28 protein-coding genes are annotated in these 24,242 nt (G+C 66.1%); 13 read left to right on the top strand and 15 right to left on the bottom strand.

The window, feature by feature from the left end; all coding sequences use genetic code 11:
• The first annotated feature begins 4 nt into the window (after positions 1-4).
• Positions 5-607 carry a glutathione S-transferase gene (locus tag Q0Q02_RS01370; RefSeq protein ID WP_293806249.1) on the top strand — a complete coding sequence of 201 codons (603 nt, stop codon included), beginning with the start codon at positions 5-7 and terminating at the stop codon, positions 605-607.
• A 155-nt stretch (positions 608-762) separates the two neighbouring features.
• Here the strand turns inward: Q0Q02_RS01370 and Q0Q02_RS01365 are convergent, their stop codons facing one another.
• Positions 763-1,422 carry a porin family protein gene (locus Q0Q02_RS01365; protein ID WP_293806248.1) on the bottom strand — a complete coding sequence of 220 codons (660 nt, stop codon included), beginning with the start codon at positions 1,420-1,422 and terminating at the stop codon, positions 763-765.
• Positions 1,423-1,796: 374 nt separating this feature from the next.
• On the opposite strand from Q0Q02_RS01365, the gene Q0Q02_RS01360 reads away from it, so the two are divergent.
• A complete protein-coding gene (locus Q0Q02_RS01360; RefSeq protein ID WP_293806247.1) occupies positions 1,797-2,612 on the top strand; it encodes a glycosyltransferase family 2 protein in 816 nt (271 codons plus the stop codon).
• Positions 2,596-3,351: an SDR family oxidoreductase gene (locus tag Q0Q02_RS01355; RefSeq protein ID WP_293806246.1), complete on the top strand. Its 756-nt coding sequence runs from the start codon at positions 2,596-2,598 to the stop codon at positions 3,349-3,351. Before Q0Q02_RS01360 ends, Q0Q02_RS01355 begins: the two co-directional genes overlap by 17 nt.
• A gap of 3 nt (positions 3,352-3,354) precedes the next feature.
• Here Q0Q02_RS01355 and Q0Q02_RS01350 read toward each other — a convergent pair whose 3' ends face one another.
• From Q0Q02_RS01350 to Q0Q02_RS01305, 10 genes are all read right to left on the bottom strand, one after another.
• Positions 3,355-3,984, bottom strand: coding sequence for a 2-hydroxychromene-2-carboxylate isomerase (locus Q0Q02_RS01350; protein ID WP_293806245.1), 630 nt, complete (start codon positions 3,982-3,984; stop codon positions 3,355-3,357).
• Positions 3,985-4,118: 134 nt separating this feature from the next.
• Positions 4,119-4,403 (bottom strand): hypothetical protein, encoded by a 285-nt coding sequence (locus Q0Q02_RS01345; RefSeq protein WP_293806244.1) that lies wholly within the window; start codon positions 4,401-4,403, stop codon positions 4,119-4,121.
• 137 nt (positions 4,404-4,540) lie between these two features.
• On the bottom strand, positions 4,541-5,305 hold the full coding sequence (pgeF, locus tag Q0Q02_RS01340; RefSeq protein WP_293806243.1) for a peptidoglycan editing factor PgeF: 765 nt from the start codon (positions 5,303-5,305) through the stop codon (positions 4,541-4,543).
• 107 nt (positions 5,306-5,412) lie between these two features.
• Complete coding sequence (locus Q0Q02_RS01335) at positions 5,413-6,504, bottom strand: SAM-dependent methyltransferase (RefSeq protein WP_293806242.1); 1,092 nt, start codon at positions 6,502-6,504, stop codon at positions 5,413-5,415.
• A complete protein-coding gene (lgt, locus tag Q0Q02_RS01330; RefSeq protein ID WP_293806270.1) occupies positions 6,501-7,361 on the bottom strand; it encodes a prolipoprotein diacylglyceryl transferase in 861 nt (286 codons plus the stop codon). The genes Q0Q02_RS01335 and lgt overlap by 4 nt, the downstream gene beginning before the upstream one ends.
• 79 nt (positions 7,362-7,440) lie before the next feature.
• Positions 7,441-8,460, bottom strand: coding sequence for an NADP-dependent oxidoreductase (locus tag Q0Q02_RS01325; protein WP_293806241.1), 1,020 nt, complete (start codon positions 8,458-8,460; stop codon positions 7,441-7,443).
• 145 nt (positions 8,461-8,605) lie between these two features.
• Positions 8,606-9,184, bottom strand: a complete 579-nt coding sequence (locus Q0Q02_RS01320; RefSeq protein WP_293806240.1) for a chloramphenicol phosphotransferase — start codon at positions 9,182-9,184, stop codon at positions 8,606-8,608.
• 104 nt (positions 9,185-9,288) lie between these two features.
• Complete coding sequence (locus Q0Q02_RS01315; RefSeq protein WP_293806239.1) at positions 9,289-9,534, bottom strand: hypothetical protein; 246 nt, start codon at positions 9,532-9,534, stop codon at positions 9,289-9,291.
• Between the two features lie 57 nt (positions 9,535-9,591).
• On the bottom strand, positions 9,592-9,876 hold the full coding sequence (rpsU, locus tag Q0Q02_RS01310; RefSeq protein ID WP_293806238.1) for a 30S ribosomal protein S21: 285 nt from the start codon (positions 9,874-9,876) through the stop codon (positions 9,592-9,594).
• A 138-nt stretch (positions 9,877-10,014) separates the two neighbouring features.
• A complete protein-coding gene (locus tag Q0Q02_RS01305) occupies positions 10,015-10,224 on the bottom strand; it encodes a cold-shock protein (protein WP_293806237.1) in 210 nt (69 codons plus the stop codon).
• Between the two features lie 356 nt (positions 10,225-10,580).
• On the opposite strand from Q0Q02_RS01305, the gene uvrC reads away from it, so the two are divergent.
• The 5 genes from uvrC (at position 10,581) to Q0Q02_RS01280 (ending at position 15,174) form a co-directional block, all read left to right on the top strand.
• The gene (gene uvrC, locus Q0Q02_RS01300; protein ID WP_293806236.1) at positions 10,581-12,695 is read left to right on the top strand and encodes an excinuclease ABC subunit UvrC; all 2,115 of its coding nucleotides are present in this window, start codon (positions 10,581-10,583) and stop codon (positions 12,693-12,695) included.
• 66 nt (positions 12,696-12,761) lie between these two features.
• The gene (gene pgsA, locus Q0Q02_RS01295; RefSeq protein ID WP_293806235.1) at positions 12,762-13,373 is read left to right on the top strand and encodes a CDP-diacylglycerol--glycerol-3-phosphate 3-phosphatidyltransferase; all 612 of its coding nucleotides are present in this window, start codon (positions 12,762-12,764) and stop codon (positions 13,371-13,373) included.
• A complete protein-coding gene (gene moaD / locus Q0Q02_RS01290; protein WP_293806234.1) occupies positions 13,370-13,663 on the top strand; it encodes a molybdopterin converting factor subunit 1 in 294 nt (97 codons plus the stop codon). The genes pgsA and moaD overlap by 4 nt, the downstream gene beginning before the upstream one ends.
• 4 nt (positions 13,664-13,667) lie before the next feature.
• Positions 13,668-14,135 (top strand): molybdenum cofactor biosynthesis protein MoaE, encoded by a 468-nt coding sequence (locus Q0Q02_RS01285; RefSeq protein ID WP_293806233.1) that lies wholly within the window; start codon positions 13,668-13,670, stop codon positions 14,133-14,135.
• Positions 14,104-15,174 carry a DUF1176 domain-containing protein gene (locus tag Q0Q02_RS01280; protein ID WP_293806232.1) on the top strand — a complete coding sequence of 357 codons (1,071 nt, stop codon included), beginning with the start codon at positions 14,104-14,106 and terminating at the stop codon, positions 15,172-15,174. Before Q0Q02_RS01285 ends, Q0Q02_RS01280 begins: the two co-directional genes overlap by 32 nt.
• 135 nt (positions 15,175-15,309) lie before the next feature.
• Here the strand turns inward: Q0Q02_RS01280 and Q0Q02_RS01275 are convergent, their stop codons facing one another.
• Entirely contained in the window at positions 15,310-16,197 is an 888-nt protein-coding gene (locus tag Q0Q02_RS01275; protein WP_293806231.1) for a branched-chain amino acid aminotransferase, read from the bottom strand.
• Between the two features lie 212 nt (positions 16,198-16,409).
• Between Q0Q02_RS01275 and Q0Q02_RS01270 the strand changes: the two genes are divergently transcribed.
• The 3 genes from Q0Q02_RS01270 to Q0Q02_RS01260 all read left to right on the top strand — a co-directional run bounded on the left by Q0Q02_RS01270 (position 16,410) and on the right by Q0Q02_RS01260 (position 19,176).
• On the top strand, positions 16,410-16,883 hold the full coding sequence (locus tag Q0Q02_RS01270) for a MarR family transcriptional regulator (RefSeq protein WP_293806269.1): 474 nt from the start codon (positions 16,410-16,412) through the stop codon (positions 16,881-16,883).
• A 95-nt stretch (positions 16,884-16,978) separates the two neighbouring features.
• Entirely contained in the window at positions 16,979-17,722 is a 744-nt protein-coding gene (locus Q0Q02_RS01265; protein WP_293806230.1) for a response regulator transcription factor, read from the top strand.
• 110 nt (positions 17,723-17,832) lie between these two features.
• Entirely contained in the window at positions 17,833-19,176 is a 1,344-nt protein-coding gene (locus Q0Q02_RS01260; protein WP_293806268.1) for an ATP-binding protein, read from the top strand.
• On the opposite strand, the gene Q0Q02_RS01255 is transcribed toward Q0Q02_RS01260, so the two are convergent.
• Positions 19,173-20,084 (bottom strand): LysR family transcriptional regulator, encoded by a 912-nt coding sequence (locus tag Q0Q02_RS01255; protein WP_293806229.1) that lies wholly within the window; start codon positions 20,082-20,084, stop codon positions 19,173-19,175. The genes Q0Q02_RS01260 and Q0Q02_RS01255 overlap by 4 nt on opposite strands.
• A gap of 99 nt (positions 20,085-20,183) precedes the next feature.
• Here Q0Q02_RS01255 and Q0Q02_RS01250 point away from each other — a divergent pair, with 99 nt between their 5' ends.
• Together Q0Q02_RS01250 and Q0Q02_RS01245 are read left to right on the top strand one after the other, a co-directional pair.
• Positions 20,184-20,822, top strand: coding sequence for a glutathione S-transferase (locus Q0Q02_RS01250; protein WP_293806228.1), 639 nt, complete (start codon positions 20,184-20,186; stop codon positions 20,820-20,822).
• Positions 20,812-21,738 (top strand): pyridoxamine 5'-phosphate oxidase family protein, encoded by a 927-nt coding sequence (locus Q0Q02_RS01245; protein WP_293806227.1) that lies wholly within the window; start codon positions 20,812-20,814, stop codon positions 21,736-21,738. The genes Q0Q02_RS01250 and Q0Q02_RS01245 overlap by 11 nt, the downstream gene beginning before the upstream one ends.
• A gap of 111 nt (positions 21,739-21,849) precedes the next feature.
• Here Q0Q02_RS01245 and Q0Q02_RS01240 read toward each other — a convergent pair whose 3' ends face one another.
• A complete protein-coding gene (locus Q0Q02_RS01240; protein ID WP_293806226.1) occupies positions 21,850-22,209 on the bottom strand; it encodes a tRNA-binding protein in 360 nt (119 codons plus the stop codon).
• On the bottom strand, positions 22,206-24,176 hold the full coding sequence (locus tag Q0Q02_RS01235) for a methyl-accepting chemotaxis protein (RefSeq protein ID WP_293806225.1): 1,971 nt from the start codon (positions 24,174-24,176) through the stop codon (positions 22,206-22,208). The genes Q0Q02_RS01240 and Q0Q02_RS01235 overlap by 4 nt, the downstream gene beginning before the upstream one ends.
• Positions 24,177-24,242 lie beyond the last annotated feature (66 nt).

The following is a 24,242-nucleotide window of genomic DNA, read 5'->3' as shown; positions in this document are numbered from 1 at the left end:
GCCGATGCTCGTCCTGCGCTCCTCTCCCGCCTCTCCGTTCGGCCGCAAGGTCAAGATGGCGGCCATCGAACTCGGGCTGATGGACAGGATCGAGATCGTCGCCGCCGATACGAACGACCCGTCCGAGGTCCTGCGCCAGCAGAATCCACTCGGCAAGATCCCGACGCTGGTGCTGGAGGACGGCACGACGCTGTTCGATTCTCGCGTGATCGTCGATTATCTCGACCATCTGAGCGGCGGGAAGCTCATTCCGGCCGGAGAAGCACGCTTCACCCAGTTGCGACTGCAGGCGCTGGCCGACGGCATCTGCGACGCCGCCTTGCTCAAGGTCTATGAAGGGCGCTTCCGCCCCGAGGAAGGCCGCAACGCCAACTGGGTCGCGCATCAGGATGGCAAGGTCGCACGCGGCCTGGAAGCGCTCGAAGCCGCGCCGCCCGCCTTCACGGACCGCCCGCGCATCGGCGAGCTCGCCCTTGCCTGCGCCCTCGGCTATCTCGATCTGCGCTTCGCAGGACAATGGCGGGCCGGCCATCCGAAGCTCGTCGCCTGGCTCGATGATTTCGCCGCCCGCGTGCCGGCTTTCGAACAGACCCGCTTCAAGGGCTGATCGAAACACCCCAACCAGGCGCCCCTGACGAAAACGCCGGCGACCTCGGTCGCCGGCGTTTTCGTATCTGCGTTCGCAGAAGTCGTCGCCGTCCAGACCAGAAAAAACCCGGTGGCCGAAGCCACCGGGTCCGTTCTGTCTCCGGAGGGAGAGGATCAGAACTTGTAGCTGAGGCGGGCGCGGACGACCGAGAAGTCGGTGCCGATCTTGGTGCCGGTGTTCAGGATGCGCTTGTCGCCCAGGTCGACGTAGAGGTACTCGACGCCGGCGATGATGTTGTTGGTGAAGGCATACTCAAGACCGCCGCCGAGAGCCCAGCCGCCGGTGTGGCTGTTATCCGACGAGACGGCGAAGACGCCCGGGAACGAGGTCTTCACGTTGCCGTAAGCCCAACCACCGGTGATGTAGGGCATGAACCGGTCGAAGGCGACGCCGACGCGGCCACGAACCGTGCCGAAATAGTCGGTCTTGACGCGCAGGCCAGCGAAGGTGTTGCCGGTGCTGAGGTCAGCACCCTGGATATCGGCTTCGAGACCGACGACGAACTGGCCCATCTGATAGTTGTAGCCAACCTGACCACCGCCGACGAAGCCGTTGAGGTCACCGGTGTTGGTGATGGCGAAGCCACCGTTGGTGTTCACGTTGCCCCAGCCGTAGCCGGCGTTGGCACCGACGTAGAAGCCGGTCCAGGTGAAGGCCGGAACGTAAACCGGAGCCGCGACCGGGCCCTTGCGGGACGGCAGGTCAGCGGCCGAAGCGGCGCCAGCGGCGACGAGACCGAGCGCGGCAACGCTCGCAAGCAGATACTTCTTCATGACAAACTCCTTAGTCGTCGCTATCGCCGGAAAACCCGGCGGTTGATTTCGATGGACCCGTTATAAGACCGGGAGCCGGCTTTGTCTGTTGCATCGGAAGCACATCTGCCTTGCAGACCGCGGCAGAAATGCGGCACGAATGCGATAACTGAACGCAAACAGGTAAAATTGAGTTAACCAAACTGCGGTTAGCCAATACGGTAAATTGAATACTAACAGCATCTCCGCAGCCTACGAACGCAAGAACGCGTGCCCGCCTGAAAACGCCGGAGCTTTCCCAAGGTTCCCGAGCAGATTGCGGCTTTTTTGACCTGCCTTGCCGCTCCGGCGCGACCGTGCTTAAGCCTTGAGGCAAGCAGGAATCCAAGAAGACAGTGCCACCTCTTTCGATTTTCATCATCGCCCAGAATGAGGCGGACCGGATCGGCCGGACCATCGAAGCCGCGCGCGGGCTGAGCGATGACGTCGTGGTCGTCGATTCCGGTTCGACCGACGGCACGCAAGCCTTGGCCGAATCGCTCGGTGCCCGCGTCATTTTCAATGCCTGGCCGGGCTATGGCCAGCAGAAGCGCTTCGCCGAGGAGCAATGCCGCCATGACTGGCTGCTCAACCTCGATGCCGACGAAGTGATTCCGCCCGATCTTGCCGCGGAAATCGCCGCGCTTTTCTCCGCCTGCGCCCCCGCGAAGGACGCCTACAGGGTGAGAATCGCCGAGATCTTTCCCGGCGAAGGCGCACCACATCGATTTGCCTACGCGCTCGCGCCCGTGCGGCTCTATCGCAAGAGCAAGGGCCGCTATTCGCCCTCCCCGGTGCATGATCGTGTCGATCTAGCTCCCGATGCCAGCGTCGGCCGCCTGCGTGGAACAGTACATCACTTCTCTGTGCGTTCGCTCGGAGAACAGATGGACAAGCTCAATGCCTATAGCGACGCGCAGGCCGATGATCTCGACGCTCGCGGTGGCACGCTCTCGGTCTTTCGGCTGGTCGCCGAGTTTCCCGCCAATTTTATCAAGGCTTATATCGGGCGTCGCCACGCGCTGCGTGGCATCTATGGCTTCATGACCGCGATGAACTACGCCTTCTACCGTTATCTGCGGGTCGCCAAGCATTGGGAACGCCGCCTGCAACGGCGCGCCTCGTCCCAGGCCGCCACGCCTCCCGCGAATCGCGATGGCCGCAATGACTGAGGTCGCGCTGGTCACGGGCGGCGCCAGGCGAATCGGCCGCGCCATCGTCGAGAAGCTCGCGGATGCCGGCTATGCGGTCGCGATCCATCACGGCGGCAGCCGCGAAGACGCCGAGGCCTTATCCAGGAAACTCGAAGCAGCCGGCGCCAGGGCCTGTCTGCTCGGCGCCGACCTCGTCGACCCGGCCGAGGTGGCGACCCTGATTCCGGCAGCGGAGGAAGCGCTCGGCCCGGTCACGCTTCTGGTCAACAATGCGGCAAGCTTCGTTGCCGACGACGTCCGCTCGCTCGACATCGCCACCTGGAACCGTCAGTTCTCGATCAACCTGCGCGCGCCGTCCCAACTGATCGGCATCATGGCCGAACGGCTCCCCGCCGATGCGAAAGGCGCCGTCGTCAACATAGTCGACCAGCGCGTGTGGAAGCTGACGCCGCAATATTACTCCTACACCCTGACCAAGGCGGCCCTGCTCACGGCGACCCGAACGCTGGCGCAGGCGCTGGCCCCGCGCATCCGCGTCAACGCCGTCGGCCCCGGCCCGACCTTTCCCAACAGTTATGACGGCGTGGACCGGTTGGAGCAGGAAGCCGCAGGGACCCTGCTCGGGCACAGGGTCGTGCCGGAAGAAATTGCCGAAGCGGTACTCTACCTTGCTCGCGCCAACTCCGTGACCGGCCAGATGATCGCCGTCGATGCCGGCCAGCATCTCGGCTGGCGCACGCCCGACATCATCGGCTGATCGTCAGACGGCGCCTTCTGCGCGATAGGGCCCACGGCCGCTGGCAAGCGCCGAATCCAGCAGGTCAAGCCGATCCTGCCCCCAGAACACCTCACCATCGAGCACATAGCTCGGTGCCCCGAAGACGCCGGCCTTTACGGCCTCGCCGAGCGCCTCCTCATATCGGAGCCTGACCGAAGAACCTTCGGCCGCATCGAGCAGCGCCGCCCCGTCGAAGCCCGCCCGCGCCGCACAAGCCAGCAATGCCTCGGGCCGACTCATGTCCTCGTCGCGCGCCCACAAGCCGGCCATCACGTCACTGATGAAGGCGAAGGGATCGCCGCCCCGGGCGAGGATCGCGATCGTCATCCGATCGGCCAGCGACGGATCGAAGGGAAAATGCTTCGGCTGCAGCACGAGCGGCAGGCCGCGCGCCGCCCGCCAGCGCTGGAGATCGAGCAGCCGATAGCGCTGCCTCACCGGATGGCGCTTCGGCAGCGGCAAGCCGCCCGTCTCGTCGAAGACGGACCGCAACGGCATCGGCCGGTAGTCGATCCCGCAGCCGTGGCGGCGGGCGATCTCGTGAAAGGCCGCATTGCCGAGATAGGTCCAGGGCGAATGCAGTGAGAAGTAATAGGTGATCGAGCGGGACAAGGCTTCCTCGCGGTGTTTTCCGGCAGGGCGAGCATCGCCGCCACCGAAGCCATCGCGCAAGATCGCGGCCCTGCATCGTACACAGCCCGGCTCCGCAAGGAGCCGGGGCTTTCATGGAACCGGGGACGACTGGTTCAGGCCGCCTTGTTCTTCACCGCCCCGATGATCGCGGTCAGGATCGCGCCGCCGGCACCGCCCGCGATCAGGTTGGTCAGGATGCCGCCGACGCTGAGATTGCCGCCCTGCGCCGCCGCGCTGATCGCCGGCAGCAGGATCGGGATCAGTTGCCCGAGCACGCCGCCGCCGACGAGACCGGAGATCGTGTTGCCTATCGTACCGAGATCGAAGCTCGGGCTGGCCTTGCCGGCCGCATTGCCGCCGATCGCCCCGGCGATCAGGTTCATCAGGATCTGTTCCATCTCGGCTCCCGCATCTCAATGCATCGCCTGAGGACGAGCGCCCGCGAGGAAGCGATGCATTCCCCCGGCAAACGGGACGATGCATCGGCAGGGGCAGTGCGACAAGCCGCCGCACCACTCCATCAACCGCTATTCGTTCAGTCGAGCACGATCGCCGCGATCAGGCGGCCGTAATCGGGCTCGCCGCGATGCGTGGTGCGCCGATAGCTGAAGAAGCGCTTTTCGTCGCCATAAGTGCACAGGCCCATGTCGACGAAGCGGCCGATTCCCGCCTCCTGCGCCTTGAGCCCGATAAAGGCCGGCAGGTCGAACATCGCGCGTGCCGGGCGCTCGGAGGGGACGAAGAAGCGCGAATAGGTCCGGTTCTCGGCCTTGAAGCGCTCGATGAATTCCGGCCCGACCTCATAGGCCTTGGCGCTGATCGTCGGGCCGAGCACCGCGGTGATGCGTTCCCGGCGAGCGCCGAGCTTCTCCATCGCCGTCACCGTCGCGCCGACGATGCCGGTGAAGGCGCCCTTCCAGCCGGAATGGGCGGCGCCGATCACGCGCGCCTCGCCATCAGCGAAGAGAATCGGTCCGCAATCGGCGGTGGAGACGCCGAGCGCGACATGCGAGGCGGTGGTGACCATCGCGTCGGCCTTGGGCCGCTCGCCCGGCCAGGGACCGGTCACGACTTCCACATCGGCGGAATGGACCTGATAGAGGCTGATCAGCTTCTCGGGATCGACGGAGAGATGGCGCGCCATCCGGGCCCGGTTCTCGGTGATCGCCGCTGGATCGTCGGAGGAGCCGAGCCCGCCGTTCAGCGAAGCGTAGATGCCGGTCGAGACGCCGCCCTCGCGGGTGAAGAAGGCGTGACGGATGCCGGCTTCTCCGGCGAGTTCGCGGGCGGTAATGAACATGGGCGTCGTCCGGCTGGAGCATTTTCGAGCGAAGTGGACACCGGTTCGCGTAAAGAAAATGCGATGAAATAATAGTGGCACAAGGCCGCGAACGGCTCCGCTCGCGTTCAGCCCTGATCTGGCAGCCGATGAAGGTCAAATCCGGGCAGGGGCGGCAGGCTCCGCTGCGATAGCGCGATAACCTTGAACAAATCCCCCATGCCGGTCTCGCCCGTTGCGATCAAGCGGTCGAAGGCGGCGGAAATCGCGGCGCGCTGATCTGGCTTCGCCTTGAGGGACAAGGCCTGCGCCCGCTGCGGCAGCCCCAGCGCCAGCAGGAAATCCCGCTGTGTCGCCGGCCCGTACACAGCCGCGCCCGCCTTGAGCGCCGCCTCGCCCATCCTTTCGAAATCGACATGGACGGTCAGGTCCGCCTCGCCGGGCTCAGCCAGCGGCGCGACGAAGTCATGCCGCTTCATCGCCTGCAGCGTGTCGCCAAAGCCCGAACGCACCGATCCGTAATCGATGAACAGCGCCGCCCCGCCCGCCGAAGAAATGTGGCCGGCGAGTTGCGCGACGATGTCGAGGGCGATCGATGGCTGCTCGAACACATGGCCGACAGGCGCGACGATCTTCAGCTCGTTCTCGCCCGCAGCGGACAAACCGAAGGCGAGATCGCCGTTGTCGCCAAGCCCGACCAATCGCTCACGCCAGCCCTCCGGCGTCATCACGAACTGGTCGAGCGGCAGGGCGTCGAGGAACTCGTTGGCGATTGCGATCACAGGGCCGTCGAGCGCACCCGCGACGGTGTCATGCCAGACTGGCTCGAAACCCTTCAGCGCCGCCGCCTGCCGCGCACGCAGCACCGGGCTAGTCTCGACGAGATGCACCGAAAGGGCGTGCTGGAATCCCGGCACGATCCGCGTCGCCCTGAGCATGTCGGCCATCAGCGTGCCGCGCCCCGGCCCAAGCTCGACAAGCCGGAAACGCGCCGGCGCCCCCATCGCCTGCCAGGCATGGGCCGCCCAGAGCCCGATCAGTTCGCCGAACATCTGGCTGATCTCGGGCGCCGTGGTGAAATCGCCCTCGGCCCCCAGGGGATCGCGCGTCATGTAGTAGCCATGGCGGGGATGGCCGAGCGCCAGCGCCATGTAGCGGCCGATCCCGATCGGGCCTTCCAGCCGGATCAGATCGATGATCTCGGCCTTGAGCTTGGTCACACCCGCGCCCCGCCGGGCATCCCGCGCCGGCTGCGCAGCACCAGCCAGAGACCGGCGAAGAACACCGGCAGCGAGAGCAGCATGCCCATGGTGATGCCGCCCGAGAGCGCGTCGACCGATGTGCCGAACAGAAAGCCGAGCTGCGGATCAGGCTCGCGGAAGAATTCGCAAACCGTGCGGGCGACCGCATAGCCCATGCCGAAGACGCCCGCGACAAGGCCCGGTCGCCGGAAGCCGCCGAAACGGACCAGCAGGTTCACCAGCACGAAGAGCAGGAGCCCCTCAGTGAAGGCCTCGTAGAGCTGGCTCGGATGGCGCGGCAGCGGCCCGCCATTCGGGAACACCATGGCATAGGGGAAGTCGGGCGCCGGCCGGCCCCAGAGCTCGCCATTGATGAAATTGGCGATGCGCCCGAGCATGAGCCCGATCGGCACCACCGCGGCAGCGAGATCGAACACCGACAGCGCCGGCAGCTTCAGCCGCCTCGCGAAGAGCCACAGGCCCAGCGTCGCGCCGATCAGCCCGCCATGAAACGACATGCCGCCCTGCCAGATCGCCAGGATATCCTGGGGCCGCGCCAGATAGCGCGGCAGGTCGTAGAACAGCACGAAGCCGATCCGCCCGCCCAGCACGACGCCGAAGGCGACGAAGAGCAGCATGTCGTCGAGCTCGGCCGGCTGCGGCCGCGGCCGACCGCCCCACAGCTTGTCGGAGGCGACGAGGCGGCGTGCATACCACCAGCCGCCGAGCAGCCCGACGACATAGGCCAGCCCGTACCATTTGATCGCCAAGGGCCCGAGCTGCACCGCAACAGGGTCGATCATCGGGAAGGGAATGGCGAATACGGGCATGGGAATTTCCGATGGCGGGCGCATGGTGATGGCCGCGCGCCCGCTCAATGGTCAAGAAAAAAGGCTGGCGCGTGGCGCGTCGGGCTCAGAGCCTGACGATCAGCTTGCCGAAATTCTTGCCCTCCAGCAGGCCGATGAAGGCCTCCGGCGCGTTCTCCAGCCCCGCGACGATGTCCTCCTTGTACCTGACCGCGCCTTCCGCGATCCAGCGCGCCATCTCCTCCCGGAACGTCGGTCCCTGAACGGCCGCGAATTCGCGCTGGATGAAGCCGCGGATCGTCAGGCTCTTCGACAGCACCTGCCGCATCATGCCCGGCAGCCGGTCCGGCCCCGGAAACTCGCCACTGGCATTGTATTGCGCGACGAGCCCGCAGACCGGGATGCGCGCGAAGGTGTTGAGCAGCGGGAAGACCGCATCCCAGACATGGCCGCCGACATTCTCGAAATAGACGTCGATGCCATCCGGGCAGGCGGCGGAGAGCTTGGCCGCCATATCGGGATCGCGATGGTCGATCACCGCGTCGAAGCCGAAGGCGTCGCGCACAAAAGCGCATTTCTCGGGGCCGCCGGCAATGCCCACGGCCCGTGCGCCCTGGATTCGTGCGATCTGGCCCACGGCCGAACCGACTGGTCCGCTCGCCGCCGCGACCACGACCGTCTCGCCCGGCTTGGGCTGGCCGATAGTGAGCAGACCGGCATAGGCGGTGAAGCCGGGCATGCCGAGCACGCCGAGCGCCGTGGTGACGGGCGCGCTTTTCGGGTCGAGCTTCCGCAACTGTGCGGCATTCGCCACCGCGTGCGACTGCCAGCCCGAATGGGAGAGGACGATATCGCCCGGCTTGAAGGCCGGATCGCGGCTCTCGATAACCTCGCCGACGGTCCCGCCCTCCATGGGCTGCCCGATCTCGGTCGCGGCCGCATAGGATTTCGCCGCGCTCATCCGCCCGCGCATATAGGGATCGAGCGAGAGATAGAGGATCTTGAGCAGCACTTGCCCCTCGGCGGGCGCCGGGATGGCGGCGTGCTCCAGCCGGAAATTCTGCGGGCTCGGGCGCCCTTCCGGACGGGAGGCGAGAACGATGCGAACGCTGTCGGACTGGGACATGGGTTTCGATCCTCGGGTGATGAGTGGCGCGGGCCTATGCCTTTCATATTGGCGTGGCCTGGCGAGGACGGCAGTCCCCTCGCTCTGCATTTGAAGGCAGAGCCCGCGCACCGGCGACATGGCGGAGCTTTTTGGACAGCGGCGCTCAGCTCCGATCGCGCCGCTCACGCAGCCGTTCGAAAGCCGAAGGCCGCGAGCGATCCCGCCACGCGGAGATGACAGCGTCGGCATTGGCCTCCCGGTCCTGCATCGCATCGATCTCGATATCGTAAAGGCAATAGGAATGAATGCGGTGGAAGTCGCGTCGGGCATCGCCGATCGGCCTGTCGCCACGCTCGCGCTCGCGCCGCTCGAGCTCTTCCAGCGCGCAATGGACGCCGACGAAGAACACGTCATGGCCGGCAAGCGTATCGGCGAGCCGGAGCAGCCAGGCCTCACTTTCCATGATGTGTTCGACAATGAGGTCGTTGCCAGCCTCGACATAGGCGAGCAGCGAGCGTTCGAAGCCGAGGAAGAAGGCTTCCCGCATGGCTCGCCAGTCGAACTTGCCGCTCCTGATCCGCGCCGTGGGAAGCACGCCGGAATCGCGGAGATGGTCGATCGAGATGTGCCAGAACGGCGGATTGATCCGCGCCTGGATCGCGCGAGCCAACGCGGATTTGCCGCTGCTCGACGCACCGTTGAGCAGGATGATGCAGCCTGATGTCGGAAACAGCCTGTTCATCGAACGCGTGCTCCCGTCTCCGAACGCGCGCCAACCCGGCCGAAACGCCGACAGGCGGCCCGTGGTGATGGCCGCCTGTCCGAAGCATCGTCAATAGGGAAATGTCAGAGCGATTTTGCCGCAACCCGTCGTGGACGCTTTGCCGGCGGGGCAGTGCTGGCGGCAGCCTCCTTGGCAGCAGCCTCCTCGGCATCTCGGGCGAGACGCAGGGCCCGCAGCTTTTCGGTCTTGAGCCGGGCCGCGCTCGCTTCGTCCTCGACCGCCTGCCACGCGACAAGGGCTTCCTGCCGACGTTGCTCGGTCTTCTCGAACGCCGCCTGCGCTCGCGCCTTGATCTCGTCCAGCTTCATGTTGCGGCTCGACATCGGAAACTCCTACTTAACAGGCGCGGGATCGACCGTCGTCGATCAGACGGCGGCCGGACGTGGCGCACCGGCTCCTGCTCCGGGGCGGCCCCTTCCAACAGGCACCTTGCGCTTCGGAGCCGGCAGCAAACCCTCGCGCTGCGCCTGCTTGCGGGCAGCTTTCTTGGCGCGCCGGACCGCCTCGGCCTTCTCCCGGGCACGGCGCTCAGACGGCTTCTCGAATTCGCGGCGCTGCTTCATCTCGCGAAACACGCCTTCGCGCTGCAGCTTCTTCTTCAGGACGCGCAGCGCCTGCTCGACATTGTTGTCCCGGACGAGAACTTGCATGGTTATCCTTTCCAGAAAGCACAAAGGGCCGGGCTTGTTGGTCCCGACCCTTCACTCACCGCTTGGTGCGAAACTTCGTGTCGTGGCGCCGGTACATCCGTGGTCGCCTCAAAGCGTCGTCGTTCCGCTCCGGAACGGTTACTCAGCCCGCAGGTTGTCGGCCGAGCTCTTGCCGGACCGCTTATCCTGAACGATCTCGTAGGAAATCTTCTGGCCATCGCGCAGATCGCGCAGACCGGCGCGCTCGACAGCGCTGATATGGACGAAAACGTCCTGCCCGCCATCGTCAGGCTGAATGAAACCGAAACCCTTGGTGGCGTTGAACCACTTGACAGAACCAGAAGCCATATGAGCCTCCCGCAAACATGCTTATCCAAGCCCCATGGAAAACATGCGGCGGCGAATTCGATCAGAGGAAGAAAATCATCAGCATGTCGCGCTCAAAGGGCGCGAATGGCCAAGTCATCAGGCCTAAATCGAATTTAACAGATAGGCGCTCATCGGCCTGATGTCAAATCGAAAACAGAAAGACGATTTCAGGAAAACGAAAATGAGCGGCGCCAAAGACAAAAAACAACCTCGAAAAACCATCGTGGCTTCTTCTCGAAATCGCCCTCACCGAGAAGCACACGGCTGTTGATTCAGCGTTGAATCGCCGCCGCTCCTGACATGACGAAGCCGTTCCGGCATCCTACATGCAGACCATGAGTCGCGAACGCCAGGACGATCTTCCGCAGGACGAGTTCGAGGACGAGGAGGACGCCCTCCCCGCCGAACCGACGCTCGATCTCGGCGAGACGGCGCCCGGCGCGCTCAAGGCCGGCATCGAAATCATCCAGCAATTCGCCAAGCACCTGCCGAACAAGCCGGGCGTCTACCGGATGTTCGATCGCGCCGGCGAGGTGCTCTATGTCGGCAAGGCCAAGAGCCTGAAGAACCGCGTGACCTCCTATGCGCGCGGCATGGCGCATACCAACGCCGTCGCCCGGATGATCGCCGAGACGGCGAACATGGAGTTCGTCACCACGGGTACCGAGACCGAGGCGCTGCTGCTCGAGTCGAACCTGATCAAGCAGCTCCGGCCGCGCTACAACGTGCTGCTGCGCGACGACAAGTCGTTCCCCTACATCCTGCTGACCGGCGACCATGACGCGCCGGCGATCCTGAAGCATCGCGGCTCACGCCATCGCAAGGGCGATTATTTCGGCCCCTTCGCCTCGGTCTGGGCAGTGACGCGCACCATCGACGCGTTGCAGAAGGCCTTCCTGATCCGCACCTGCTCGGATTCTTTCTACGAGAACCGCACGCGCCCCTGCCTGCTCTTCCAGATCAAGCGCTGCTCCGGCCCCTGCACGGGCGAGGTCTCGATCCCCGAATACCAGGCGCTCGCCGGCCAGGCTCGCGACTTCCTCTCCGGCCGCTCCTCGGCGGTGAAGCAACTGCTGTCCGCCCGGATGCAGGAAGCGGCGGAGGAGCTCGAATTCGAGAAGGCGGCGCGCTACCGCGACCGGCTCGCCGCGCTCTCGGCCGTGCAGGCGGGGCAGGACATCAATACGCAAGGCGTTGAGGAAGCCGACGTCTTCGCCATCGACGAGCAGGCCGGGCATTTCTGCGTCGAGATCTTCTTCTTCCGCAACCACCAGAACTGGGGCAACCGCGCCCTCTTCCCAAGGGCCGACCGTTCGCTGACGCCGGCCGAAGTGCTCGCCTCCGTCGTCGCCCAGTTCTACGACGACAAGCCGCCGCCGCGCCTCGTATTGCTCTCGCACCCGGTCGAGGAGATCGAACTGATCGGCCAGGCGCTTTCGGCCCGCGCCGGGCGCAAGGTCGAGGTCGCCCATCCCAAGCGCGGCGAACGCGCCGACCTGATGGCCCATGCCGTCAAGAACGCCCGCGAAGCGCTCTCGCGCAAGCTCGCCGAGAATGCCGGGCAGCAATCGCTGCTCGCCGCGCTCGGCGCCGCCTTCGGCATGGAGACCGCCCCACGCCGGGTCGAGGTCTACGACAACTCCCACATCATGGGCACGAACGCCGTCGGCGGCATGATCGTCGCCGGGCCGGAAGGCTTCGTGAAGAACCAGTACCGCACCTTCAACATCTCGACCGACACCATCGCCGGCGACGATTTCGGCATGATGCGCGAGGTGCTGACGCGCCGTTTCGCGAAGCTTGCGAAGGAGGAAGGCATTTTCCTCGCCCCTCATCCCGAGGAGGCCGTCGACGCGGCCACCTCGAAGGATGCTCCGGAGGGCAACGTAGCCTCGACGATCATCCTTCAAGACGCGCCTGACGGCACTCCCCAGAACGAAGCCCCGCAGAAGAAGCCGCGCAAGGCAGCGAAGCCCCGCAAGGACGAGGACGGCTTCCCGTCCCGTCCGGATCTCGTCATCGTCGACGGCGGCAAGGGCCAGTTCACCGCCGCGCTCAAGATCATGAAGGAACTCGGCGCGGCCGATATCCCGCTCGTCGCCATCGCCAAAGGGGAAGACCGCAATGCCATGCGCGAGACCTTCCACATGGAGGGCCGCGAGCCCTTCAAGCTGCAGCCGCGCGACCCGGCCCTCTATTTCATCCAGCGCCTGCGCGACGAGGCTCATCGCTTCGCCATCGGCACCCACCGCGCCAAGCGCAAGCGCGAGACGATGAAGAACCCGCTCGACGAGATCCCCGGCATCGGGCCGTCACGCAAGCGGGCGCTTCTCCTGCATTTCGGGACGGTGAAGGCGATCCAGCGCGCCAAGCTCGACGATCTCATGCGGACCCCCGGCGTCAATGCGGCAACGGCGAAGGCCGTACATGATTTCTTTCACGATGCTTGAAAGTTCTGCCACATTCACGCTGTTGCGTGTTGACGCTGCGACGGCCGGCTTGCTTTGGTGCATCTCGTGACGATTCTTCCTGACGCCATCAGGCGGCGCGGCCCCTGGTCGCTGCCCAACCTCCTCACCTACGGGCGGATCCTGGCGATCCCGGCCCTGGTGGCGATTCTGTTCTGGCCCCGCGACGATTGGATGCGCTGGATCGCGCTGGCGATCTACACGCTCGCCGCCATCACCGATTATCTCGACGGCTACATCGCCCGCGCCTGGAGCCAGCAATCCGCGATCGGCCGCATGCTCGACCCGATCGCCGACAAATTGCTTGTCGCCGCCCTGCTGCTGATGCTGGTCTATACCGGCCAGATCCAGGGCTGGACGCTCTGGGCCGCGATCGTGATCCTCTGCCGCGAGATCCTGGTCTCGGGCCTGCGTGAATTCCTCGCCGACCTCAAGGTCAGCGTCCCCGTCAGCAGGGTCGCCAAATGGAAGACGACGGCGCAGCTCTTCGCGCTCGGCTTCCTCATCGCCGGCCCGGCAGGCGACAAGGTCCTGCCCGGCAACACCATGATCGGCATCGTGCTGCTCTGGGCGGCCGCGGGCCTGACGATCTATACCGGCTGGGACTATTTCAACGCCGGCATCCGCTACCTCGTCGAAGAGGACGAGCGCACGCCATGAGCACCGCGACAGCCACGGCAGCCACAGGCACGCGGCCCGTCCGCATCGTCTATTTCGCCTGGGTGCGCGAGCGCGTCGGTCTGCCCGAGGAAACGCTCGACATCCCCGCCGACCTCGGCACGGTTGCCGATCTCGTGCGCTGGCTGAAAGCGCGCGGCGAAGGCTACGAGGCCGCCTTCGTCGATGAGACAATCGTGCGGGCAGCGCTCGACCATGTCCATGCCAAACCGCAGGCCCCGCTGGGCCAGGCCCGCGAGATCGCCTTCTTCCCGCCGATGACGGGCGGCTGAGGCCGTGATCTCTCCCCTCGTCCGCATCCAGCGGGAAGACTTTGCGCTTCAGGACGAGATCGACGCGCTCTCGGTCGGCCGCGCCGATATCGGCGCCATCGTCTCCTTCACGGGGCTGTGCCGCGACGAAGCTGGCACGCTCGCCGCGCTGGAGCTCGAGCACTACCCCGGCATGGCCGAGGCCGAGATCGCCCGCGTCGCGGCTGAAGCCGCCAACCGCTGGCCATTGCTCGGCCTCGTCGCGATCCATCGTTTCGGACTGGTCAAGCCGGGCGAGCAGATCGTGCTGGTTCTGGCGGCCTCCTCCCATCGCCGCGCCGCCTTCGAGGCCGCCGATTTCATGATGGATTACCTCAAGACCCGTGCCCCGTTCTGGAAGCGCGAGCACCGCGCCGACGGCACGTTCGGCGGCTGGGTCGAAGCCAAGGCGGATGACGACGATGCGACGAAACGCTGGGAACAGGCTCCCTGACAGCCTGAGGGGAGCGGCTCTCGTCGCCGGCCTCGCCACGATCCCGGCGCTTGCCTTGGCAGCGGCGCCGGAGCCGAAGACCTTTCGCGACTGGATGGCCGGCTGCGACAACGTCAAGACCTGCACGGCCCTGTCGCTGCCGGCGGAAACGGCCGATCCGATCGCCTATCTGCGCCTCGAACGTCCCGCCGGCCCCGCAGGGACGGCCAGCCTCGTGCTCAGGCTGCGCGGTGAGTGGAAGACACCGCCTCGGACGGTTCAAATCAAGCTCGACGGCGCCGACTTCCCAGCGAACGGCAAGCCGCTTCCCGTCACCGCCGATGCCGACCTCGCCAAGCTGACCTTCTCGCCCGATGACATGGCAGCCTTGATCGAGGCCGCGCGCAAGGCGACGAAGCTGACCGTCACCGCGCCCGGCTTGACCGGCAGCATCTCGCTCGCCGGCTCGGTTGCGGCGATGCTCTGGATCGACGAGCAGCAGGGCCGGCTTGGCACCACCTCGGCGCTGGTTCGCAAAGGCACGAGCACGGCGGTGCCAGCCGCCCCGGCCCTTCCGGTGATCGCGGCGGTCCCGGCGCCGCCCATGCTCGACATGAAGGCGGGCAAGCAGCAGGCGGCGAGCCTGCGTGCCGAACTGAAGAAGAAGGATCCCGATTCCTGCGAGGACGATACCGCTCTCGTCGAACAAGATGAGGCCTGGGCTCTCGGGAACAAGCGAGTATTGGTCGCGCTTGCCTGCTCGCGCGGCGCCTACAACCTGTCGTCGTCGTTCTTCATCATGCCTGAGAACGAGCCCGCCAAGGCCGCGCCCCTCAGTTTCGCCGATGGCGGCAACGACTTGACCAATGCGAGCTTCGATCCGCGCACCGGCCACATCGCCTTCTTCGACAAGGGGCGCGGCATCGGCGATTGCGGCGCGGCCGGCGGCTATGCCTGGACCGGCAATGCCTTCGTCCAAACCGAGTTCAGCATGATGGGCGAATGCCGCGGCATCTCGCCCGAGGACTGGATCACGCTGTATCGCAGCAAGGGGAAGTAGGTTCCTTCTCCCCTTGCGGGAGAAGGTGGCAGCGCGTCAGCGCTGACGGATGAGGGGTCTCGCAACGCTTCCGGTGAGGCTGGCGCGCCCCCTCACCCCAACCCTCTCCCGCAAGGGGAGAGGGAGAAGCGTGGTTTACGCAGCCTTCGACTGCGCGCGCACCGCCGCCGAATAGTCTTCCATGATCACCTTGCCCATGTTGCCGGTGATGAAGTTGTAGGGGCCGATCTCCGAGACCAGCGTCACTTCGGCGGCGGAGCCGGTGATAAAGCACTCGTTGAAGCCTTCGAGCTCTTCCGGTCGGATGCGGCGCTCCACCACCTCGAAGCCGCGCTGGCGACACAGATCGATCACCGACTGGCGGGTCAGGCCGTTCAGGAAGCGATCGGCCAGCGGGGTATGGATGACGCCGTCCTTGATGAAGAAGATGTTGGCGCCGGTGCATTCGGCGACATTGCCCTCGTAGTCGAGCATCATCGCGTCGGCATAGCCGGCGCGCTCGGCCTTATGCTTCGACAGCGAGCAGATCATGTAGAGGCCCGCAGCCTTGGCATGGACCGGCGCGCAGGCTGGATCGGGCCGGCGATAATCGGCGACGTCGAGGCGGATGCCCTTCAGCTTCGCCGCCATGTCGAACATGCTCGGCCATTCCCACACGGCGATCGCGGTGTGGATGGTGTTGTTGATGCCGGACACCGCCATCATTTCCGAGCCACGCCAGGCGACCGGGCGCAGATAGGCGTCCTTCAGGCCGTTCTCCTTGAGGCAGAGATATTTGGCGGCATCGAGCTCGGCGACCGAATAGGGGATCGTGAAATCCATGATCTCGGCCGACTTGTGGAAGCGCTGCGAATGCTCGGTGCTCTTGTAGATCACGCCGTCATAGGAGCGCTCGCCCTCGAAGATGCACGAGCCATAATGGAGCCCATGGGTCAGTACGTGAATCTTCGCGTCCTTCCACGGCACGAGCTTGCCGTCGAACCAGATGACGCCGTCGCGCTGGTCGAAAGGAATGACTGACATGGACCTTCTCCTGGGGGCTTGTTTCCGAAACTCCGGCACAGCCGTTTCCGGAACGCAAGCTCAAGTCTAAAGCTGCGCTGCAGCGGCACGTTTTGAAATAATCGTTCGCTCAGCGCCCTTGACCGGTAATCTTCCGTCTGAGATATGTCAATAAGGCTGACCCAAATTTTTGGAAGTGCGTTTTGGCCCCATCCTCCTCCGACGCTGACGACCTGCCGCTCAGGCCCTCCTCCGAGGCGGTGCCGCATGACCTGATCGAACTTCTCTTCTTCGCCTATCGCGACTTCGTCGGCGACCCCGACCGCATCCTCGCCGATTACGGATTCGGCCGCGCCCATCACCGCGTGCTGCACTTCGTCCAGCGCCGCCCGGGCCTGACCATCGCCGAATTGCTCGACATCCTCCAGATCACCAAGCAGAGCCTGAATCGCGTGCTCAAGGAGCTGGTCGAGAAGGGCTACATCGAGCAGCGCACCGGCCGGCAGGACAAGCGCCAGCGCCATCTCCACACCACGGCCTCCGGCCAGGACCTGGCGCTGCGCCTCGTCCGCCTCCAGGCGAAGCGCATCAACCGCGCGCTCGAAGGTGCGACGCCGGAAACCGCCGCCATCGCCGCGCGCTATCTCGCCGCTCTGATCGATCCGGCCGAGCGGCCGAAGGTGGAACGCCTTCTCGACAAGCCTTAGGCTCTCTTAGCGGCGACCGGCCCCGCGGGTTATGCTATGGGAGCCCAGCACCGCGAGCGCGCCGGCCTGAGACCGGCGCAGGAGAAAGGCGCGAGATGATCGCAACCGAGACCCTGGCGAAGCCGGCCCGCAAGCCCCTGCCCGACGAGGCCCCGCATGTCCTCGTCGTCGACGATGACCGGCGCCTGCGCGAACTGCTGGGGCGCTTCCTCGGTGACAATGGCTACCGGGTTACGACGGCTGCCAACGCGGCTGAGGCCGATACGCGGCTGGGCAATCTCGTCTTCGACGCGATCGTGCTCGACGTGATGATGCCCGGCGAGAACGGCTTCGACTTCGCGCGGCGCTTTCGCGGCGGCTCCGCCGTGCCGATCCTGATGCTGACCGCCCGCGCCGACGGCAAGGACCGCATCAACGGCCTCGAGATCGGCGTCGACGACTATCTCTCGAAGCCGTTCGAGCCGCGCGAATTGCTGCTCAGGCTCGGCAACATCCTGAAGCGCACGCTGGTCGTCGAGGCCGCGCAGTCCGGCACGCGCCCCGACTTCGTCCGCTTCGGGCCCTTCATCTACGGGCTGGCGCGCGGCGAATTGCGCAAGGGCGAAGAGACGATCCGCCTGACCGAGCGCGAGCGCGAGATCCTGACTGCATTGGCAGAGCGCGCCGGCGAGGTCGTACCGCGCGAGGAACTGGCCGCGCAGGGTTCTGCTGCCAATGACCGCACAGTCGACGTCCAGATGAACCGCCTGCGCCGCAAGGTCGAGCGCGACCAGACCGATCCGCTCTATCTCCAGACGGTGCGCGGCGTCGGCTACAGGCTGGTGACGGACCGGACGTGACACCGCTGCAACCCGGCAGGAACGGCCCATCGGCGCTGCGCCTGGCCAGGCGCGCGCTGGCCCGTGTCTTCGCCGGGTTGGAGCAGGCGCTCGAAAGCCTCGGCAAGGCCGTGCGGCCGACCTTCAAGCGCATCGGCCGGCCCTTGCAGATCGTTGCGCGCTACATGCCCAAGGGGCTCTATCCCCGCGCCCTCGTCATCGTCATCGCGCCGGTCGTGCTGCTGCAATCGGTCATCGCCTATGTCTTCATGGAGCGGCACTGGCAGACGGTGACGCAGCGCCTCTCCTCGGCCGTCTCGGCCGACATCGCCATGCTGATCGATGTCTATGAGAGCTATCCGCAGGACGCCGACACCGCGACGCTGTCGCGCATCGCCGCCGAACGGCTCGGCATGGACCTCGACATCATCCCTGATTCCGACCTGCCGGCGCCGGGACCGCGCCCATTCTTCTCGCTGCTCGACAACGCGCTCTCGACCGAGCTCAGCCAGCAGGTCGCCCGGCCCTTCTGGCTCGACACGGTCGGCCGCTCCAGCCTGATCGAGATCCGCATCAAGCTGGGCAAGGACGTGATGCGCATCCTGACAAGGCGCAACGCGGCCTATGCCTCGAACAGCCACATCTTCCTGCTCTGGATGATCGGCACGTCGCTGATCCTGCTGACCATCGCGGTGCTGTTCCTGCGCAACCAGATCCGCCCGATCCTGAAGCTCGCCGATGCGGCGGAAGCCTTCGGCAAAGGCCGCGACGCCGATTTCCGGCCGCGCGGCGCCCGCGAAGTCCGCCGCGCCGGCAATGCCTTCATCGAGATGAAGCGGCGCGTCGAGCGCTCGATCGGCGAGCGCACGACGATGCTGAACGGCGTCAGCCACGACCTGCGCACCATTCTCACCCGCTTCAAGCTCTCGCTCGCCCTGATGGAGCGCTCCTGGGAGATCGAGGCGCTGGAAAAGGATGTCGACGAGATGAGCCGCATGCTCGAGGATTATCTCGCCTTCGCCCGCGGCGATGCCGGCGAGACCGCGGTCGAGACCGATATCCGCTCGCTCCTCGAGGAGCTGAAATCCGATGCCGAGCGGCAGGGCCATCAGACCGAACTGACGGTGATCGGCGATCCGCTCGTCGTGATCCGCCCCGACGCCTTCCGCCGCCTGCTCACCAATCTCGTCTCCAATGCCGCCCGCTATGGCGACCGCATCGCGATCCGCGCGACCCATGACGCGCGCTACCTGATCGTGATGGTCGACGATGACGGCCCCGGCATCCCGCCGGACCAGCGCGAGGACGTCTTCCGTCCCTTCTTCCGGCTCGACGAGGCCCGCAATGTCGATGGCGGCGGCACCGGCCTCGGCCTCGCCATCGCCCGCGACATCGCCCGCGCCCATGGCGGCGACATCATGCTCGGCGACTCGCCGCTTGGCGGCCTGCGCGCGACGGTGCGGTTGCCGGTCTAGGGGCGGCCTCCACCGGTTCCGATCGGCGCGAGTTCGGGCAACCGCGCCACCGCATGGTCGATGAAGGCGCGCACGCGGGGCGGTGGCTGCCGGCCACCCGGCACCACGAGCTGCACCGGCAGCGGTGCCGGCTCGAATTCCGGAAGCAGGCGCAGCAGCGTACCGGCTGCCAGATCATCCGCAGCCTGATAGGACAGCACCCGCGCCAGCCCACGGCCGGCCCGCGCCGCTATCAGCACCGATTCCACCTCGTTGACGATCAGGCGCGGCGTCAGCACGACGGCGCTGCCTGAACGCGGCCCGCCGAAGCGCCAGGTCAGCGTCTGGTTGGCGGCGACGCTCGCGATCGTCTCATGCGCAGCGATATCGGCCGGACGCCTGAGCGGCGGGCAGCCTGCGAGATAGGATGGCGCAGCGACCAGGATGCGCCGGACTTCCCCGACCTTGCGCATCAGCAGGCCGGAATTCGGCAACGGCCCGATCCGGACGGCGAGTTGCAGATCCTCCTCGATCAGGTCGAGATTGCGATCCGCCAGCACGAGCTCGACCTGCACCTGCGGATAGCGATCGAGGAATTCGTTGACCAGCGGCGTGACATGCCGCCGGCCGAAGGAGAGCGGCGCCGTGATGCGCAACAGGCCGCTGACCGGCTCGGCCGCGGCGACGCCCAGCGCCGCCTCGTAGTCGGTAAGCAGGCGCCGGGCTGACGTAGCGAGCTCCCGGCCGGCATCGTTCGGCGTCAGGCGCCGCGTCGTCCGCGCGATCAATTGCGTCCCGACCCGCTCCTCCAGCCCGGCGAGCGCCCGTGTCACGGCCGGGCGCGACTTGCGCAGACGCCGTGCCGCGCCTGCGAGGCTGCCGGCGTCGACGATTGCGACGAAGATCGCAAGCTCCTCGATCCGGTCCATCGCATCGTTCCATAAATTGAAATTCTGAGTTCAACCGATAGCAGATTTCGGCATCTCAGCGAAACGATCATCGTGCTCCGCAAAATCAGGAGAACCACGATGCCATCGCCAGAGATCATCCTCCACGGAACGCCCCTCTCGGGCCACGCCCACCGCGTCGAACTGCTGCTGCGCGCACTCGGCCTGCCCTATCGCATAGAGCCGGCGCCGGCCGATGTCCGGCAGGGCGCCGCCTTCCGCAAGCTCAACCCGCTCGGCCAGATTCCGGTGCTCCAGGACGGCGACCTCACTCTCGCCGACAGCAACGCGATCATGGTCTATCTGGTCCGGCGCTATGCCCCCGACAGCAATTGGCTGCCGCTAGCCCCCGTTGGCGCAGCCCATGTCCAGCGCTGGCTCTCGATCGCCGCCGGCGAGGTCATGCACGGCCCCTCCATCGCCCGCCTCGTCACCCAGTTCGGCCTGAACGACGACAAGGCTCGCGCCAAGCGGATCGCCGCCCGGCTTTTGACTTTCATGGAAGAGCATCTGGCCGCGCGCGACTACCTTGCCGCGGCCCAACCGACGATCGCCGATCTCGCCTGCTACTCCTATGTCGCGCATGCGCCGGAAGGCGGCATCTCGTTGAAGCCTTATCCGGCCGTGCGCCGCTGGATCGCTCGCATCGAGGCCTTGCCCTTCTTCAAGCCGATCCCGCCTTCGCCCCTGCCGCCGGAGCTCGACGACGATGCTGCCTGACGGTCCCTTCCACCCCGGCGAGCTGGCCGCTCAGGCACTGGCCGGCGTCGCCTCGCGCGGCGCTGGTATCCGTCCGTTCATGCCGGAGCAGCACCGCATCTTCTTCAGCCAATTGCCCTGGCTTTTCGCCGGCGTGCTCGACCGCGACGGCTGGCCGCTAGCGACGGCTCTGGCCGCCGCGCCCGGCTTCGTCACGAGCCCGAGCCCGACCGCGTTGTCAGTCGCGGCCTTGCCGTCCAGCGCTGATCCGGCCTTCGAATCTTTCCGGCCGGATAGCCCCATCGGCCTGCTCGGGCTCGAATGCGAGACCCGCCGCCGCAACCGCGCCAATGGCCGAATCGAGAGCCTTGACGCCGATGGTTTCACGGTTTCGGTGGCGCAGAGCTTCGGAAATTGCGCGAAGTACGTTCAGGTTCGCGACCGACTTCGGGACGGCGACGAACCAGAAGCAACGCCCGACAGCCTGTCTGGCCTGGATTCTGCGGCACGGGCGCTGATCACTCAGGCCGACACGCTATTCATCGCCAGCGCGGCCGCCCTTGAGACCGAAACCGGCGGCGTCGACATCTCGCATCGCGGCGGCAGGCCGGGCTTCATCCGCATCGAGGGCGACACGCTCACGATCCCGGACTTCGCCGGCAACAACTACTTCAACACCTTCGGAAACCTGCTGCAGGAGCCGCGGGCCGGACTGATCTTCGTCGATTTCGAGACGGGCAGCGTGCTGCAATTGCAGGGCAAGGCCGAGATCGTCTGGCGGGGGCCGGAGCTGGCGCAGCTCGATGGCGCCCAGCGCCTCTGGCGCTTTCATGTGGAGCGAGGCTGGCGCCGGGCTCATGCCCTGCCCTTGCGCTGGTCGGCGCCCGAATTCGCACCGACCACCTTGCAGACCGGCCTGTGGCCGGTTGCAGCCTGAACTGCCCGGCTAGAGCATTTTCGAGCGAAGTGGATACCGGTTCGCGTGAAGAAAATGTGGTAGAACAAAGGCCTAGAGCAGCTCCGCGATTCAAAGAATTGCGGAACTGCTCTAGAAGAGCCTGCCGCCGTCGGGCACGGCCTGCCCCGGCCCGATCAGCACGACCTCGCCCTCGGCGTCGGGAATGCCGAGCGTCAGCACCTCCGACATGAACCTGCCGATCTGGCGCGGCGGGAAGTTCACCACCGCGAGGACCTGCCGGCCGGGGAGATCCTCCGGCCGGTAGTGCTTCGTGATCTGCGCCGAGGACTTCTTGCGGCCGATCGTGCCACCGAAATCGATGACGAGCTTGATCGAGGGCTTGCGCGCCTCCGGATAGGGCTCGGCCTCGACGATCGTGCCGACACGGATGTCGACCTTCAGGAAATCGTCGAAGCCGATCTGGGCGGCAGGCTCGGAAGGCGCGCTCAAAACTCCGCCCACCCGTCGTCGCGCGCATCGGACTTCGACGCGGTGGCGACAGTGCCGTTGGAGGCCTTGGCGCGCGGAACCGCCGGGCGCGGTGCCGAGTCGACGGCTGCCCGCATCGTCTGCGAGATCGCCTTGAGCCGGGCGACGTCGCCACCGAGCTGGAAGCGCGCGACCAGCGCGGAGAGCCGGTCCGCTTCCTGCGACAGGGAGTGCGCGGCGGCGGTCGACTGCTCGGCCATCGCGGCGTTCTGCTGGGTCGCCTGATCCATCTCGCCGACGGCGGAATTGACCTCCTGGAGACCCGAGGCCTGTTCCTGAGCCGCGCCGGCGATCTCGGCGACCAGCGCGGTGACGCGGGTGATCTCGGAGGCCATGCGCTGGAGCGCGCCACCGGTCTGCCCGACCAGCGTGACACCCTTCTCGACCTCAATGCTCGAAGCGTCGATCAGGGTCTTGATCTCCTTGGCGGCGGAAGCGGAACGCTGCGCCAGCGCCCGCACTTCCGAGGCCACGACCGCGAAGCCCTTGCCGGCATCGCCTGCGCGTGCCGCCTCGACCGAGGCGTTGAGCGCGAGCAGGTTGGTCTGGAAGGCGATCTCGTCGATCACGCCGACGATCTGCGAGATTTCCAGGGCCGATTTCTCGATGCCGCCCATTGCCGTCACCGCATCGCGGACGATGCTGGTCGACTGCTCGGCCTCGGACTTGACCTGCTCCGTCGCCTGATTGGCGAGGCGCGCGCTCTCGGCGGTCTGACGGACCGTGGCGGTGAGCTCGTCGAGCGCCGTCGCAGTCTCCTCGACGGAGGAAGCCTGCTGCTCGGTGCGGCTGGCGAGGTCGTCGGCCGCCTGGCTGATTTCGGTCGAGCCAGCCTTCATGCTCTCGGTATTGGTCGCGATCTGGTGCATCGCGTCTTCCAGCTTGGCGATGGCGCCGTTGAAGTCGTCCTTGAGCTTGACGTACTCGGCGGTGAAGCTGTCCTCGATCCGATAGGTCAGGTCGCCGTCAGAGAGGCGCTCCAGGCCCTGGCCGAGCGCATGGACCACATCGGCCTGCACGCGGGCATGCTCGGCCCGGTCAGCCTCGTTGCGGCGGCGCTCGCCATCGGCGGCATGGCGATGGCCGGCGGCCTCCTCTTCCATGCGGATCTTGTCGGCCTCCATGGCCTCCTTGGCGAGAGCGGCATCGCGGAAGACGACGAGCGTGCGCGCCATCGCGCCGATCTCGTCGGACCGCTCCTGATGCGCGATCGGGGCGTCGAGCTGGCCTGCCGCCAGCCCTTCCATCGAGCCACGCACCGAATGCAGCATGCCGGAAGCGCGGCGGCTCAGCACGATCACGAGACCGAGCATGATGAGGCCGAGCGGCACCAACACCTTGGCGACGCCGCCGACCATGCCCGTGAAGGCGGCATCGACGTCCTGCATATGCAGGCCGGAGCCGACCAGCCACTGCCATTCCGGAATGCCGATGACATAGGAGATCTTGAGCGAGGGCTCCTTGTCGCCGGCCTTGAGCCAACCGTAGTCGACGAAGCTCTGGGTCTTCGCCTTCACCAGCGCGATCATCTCCTGGACGAAGAGCTTGCCGTCCGCGTCCTTGAGCGGGCGCATGTCGGTCGACTGGATCTTCTTGTTCGCGTGCAGGACGCTGATGCCGTCATAATTGACGAGGAAATAATAGTTCCCATCGTCGAAGCGAGCGCTGCCGATGGCCTCGATCGCCATCCGCTTGGCGTCCGCTTCCTTGAGCTCACCGCTCTGGACCCGCGCCTGATAGCTCTTGACCGTCGTCGCCGCAGCCTCGACGGCATGCTTCATCTCCGCCCGTTTGAGCGCGATCATCTCGTTGCGGGCGGCGTTCAGCGTGTAGCCAACGCTGCCGGCGGCGATCAACACGGCCAAGGCGCCGATCAGACCGAAGGAACGGCTGATCGAGAGGGTCGCAAGCTTTCTGATGAACGACATTCGCGTATCCTGCGCGATGGGGAATCCTCCCTCATTCGCCCGGGATTGACTAAGGCGCGCTTAACA

The organism is uncultured Allobosea sp. (genome assembly GCF_945956895.1).
Classification (GTDB): domain Bacteria; phylum Pseudomonadota; class Alphaproteobacteria; order Rhizobiales; family Beijerinckiaceae; genus Allobosea.
The sequence above is the reverse complement of the archived record's forward strand: the minus strand, read 5'-3'. Positions and strand labels throughout refer to the sequence as shown.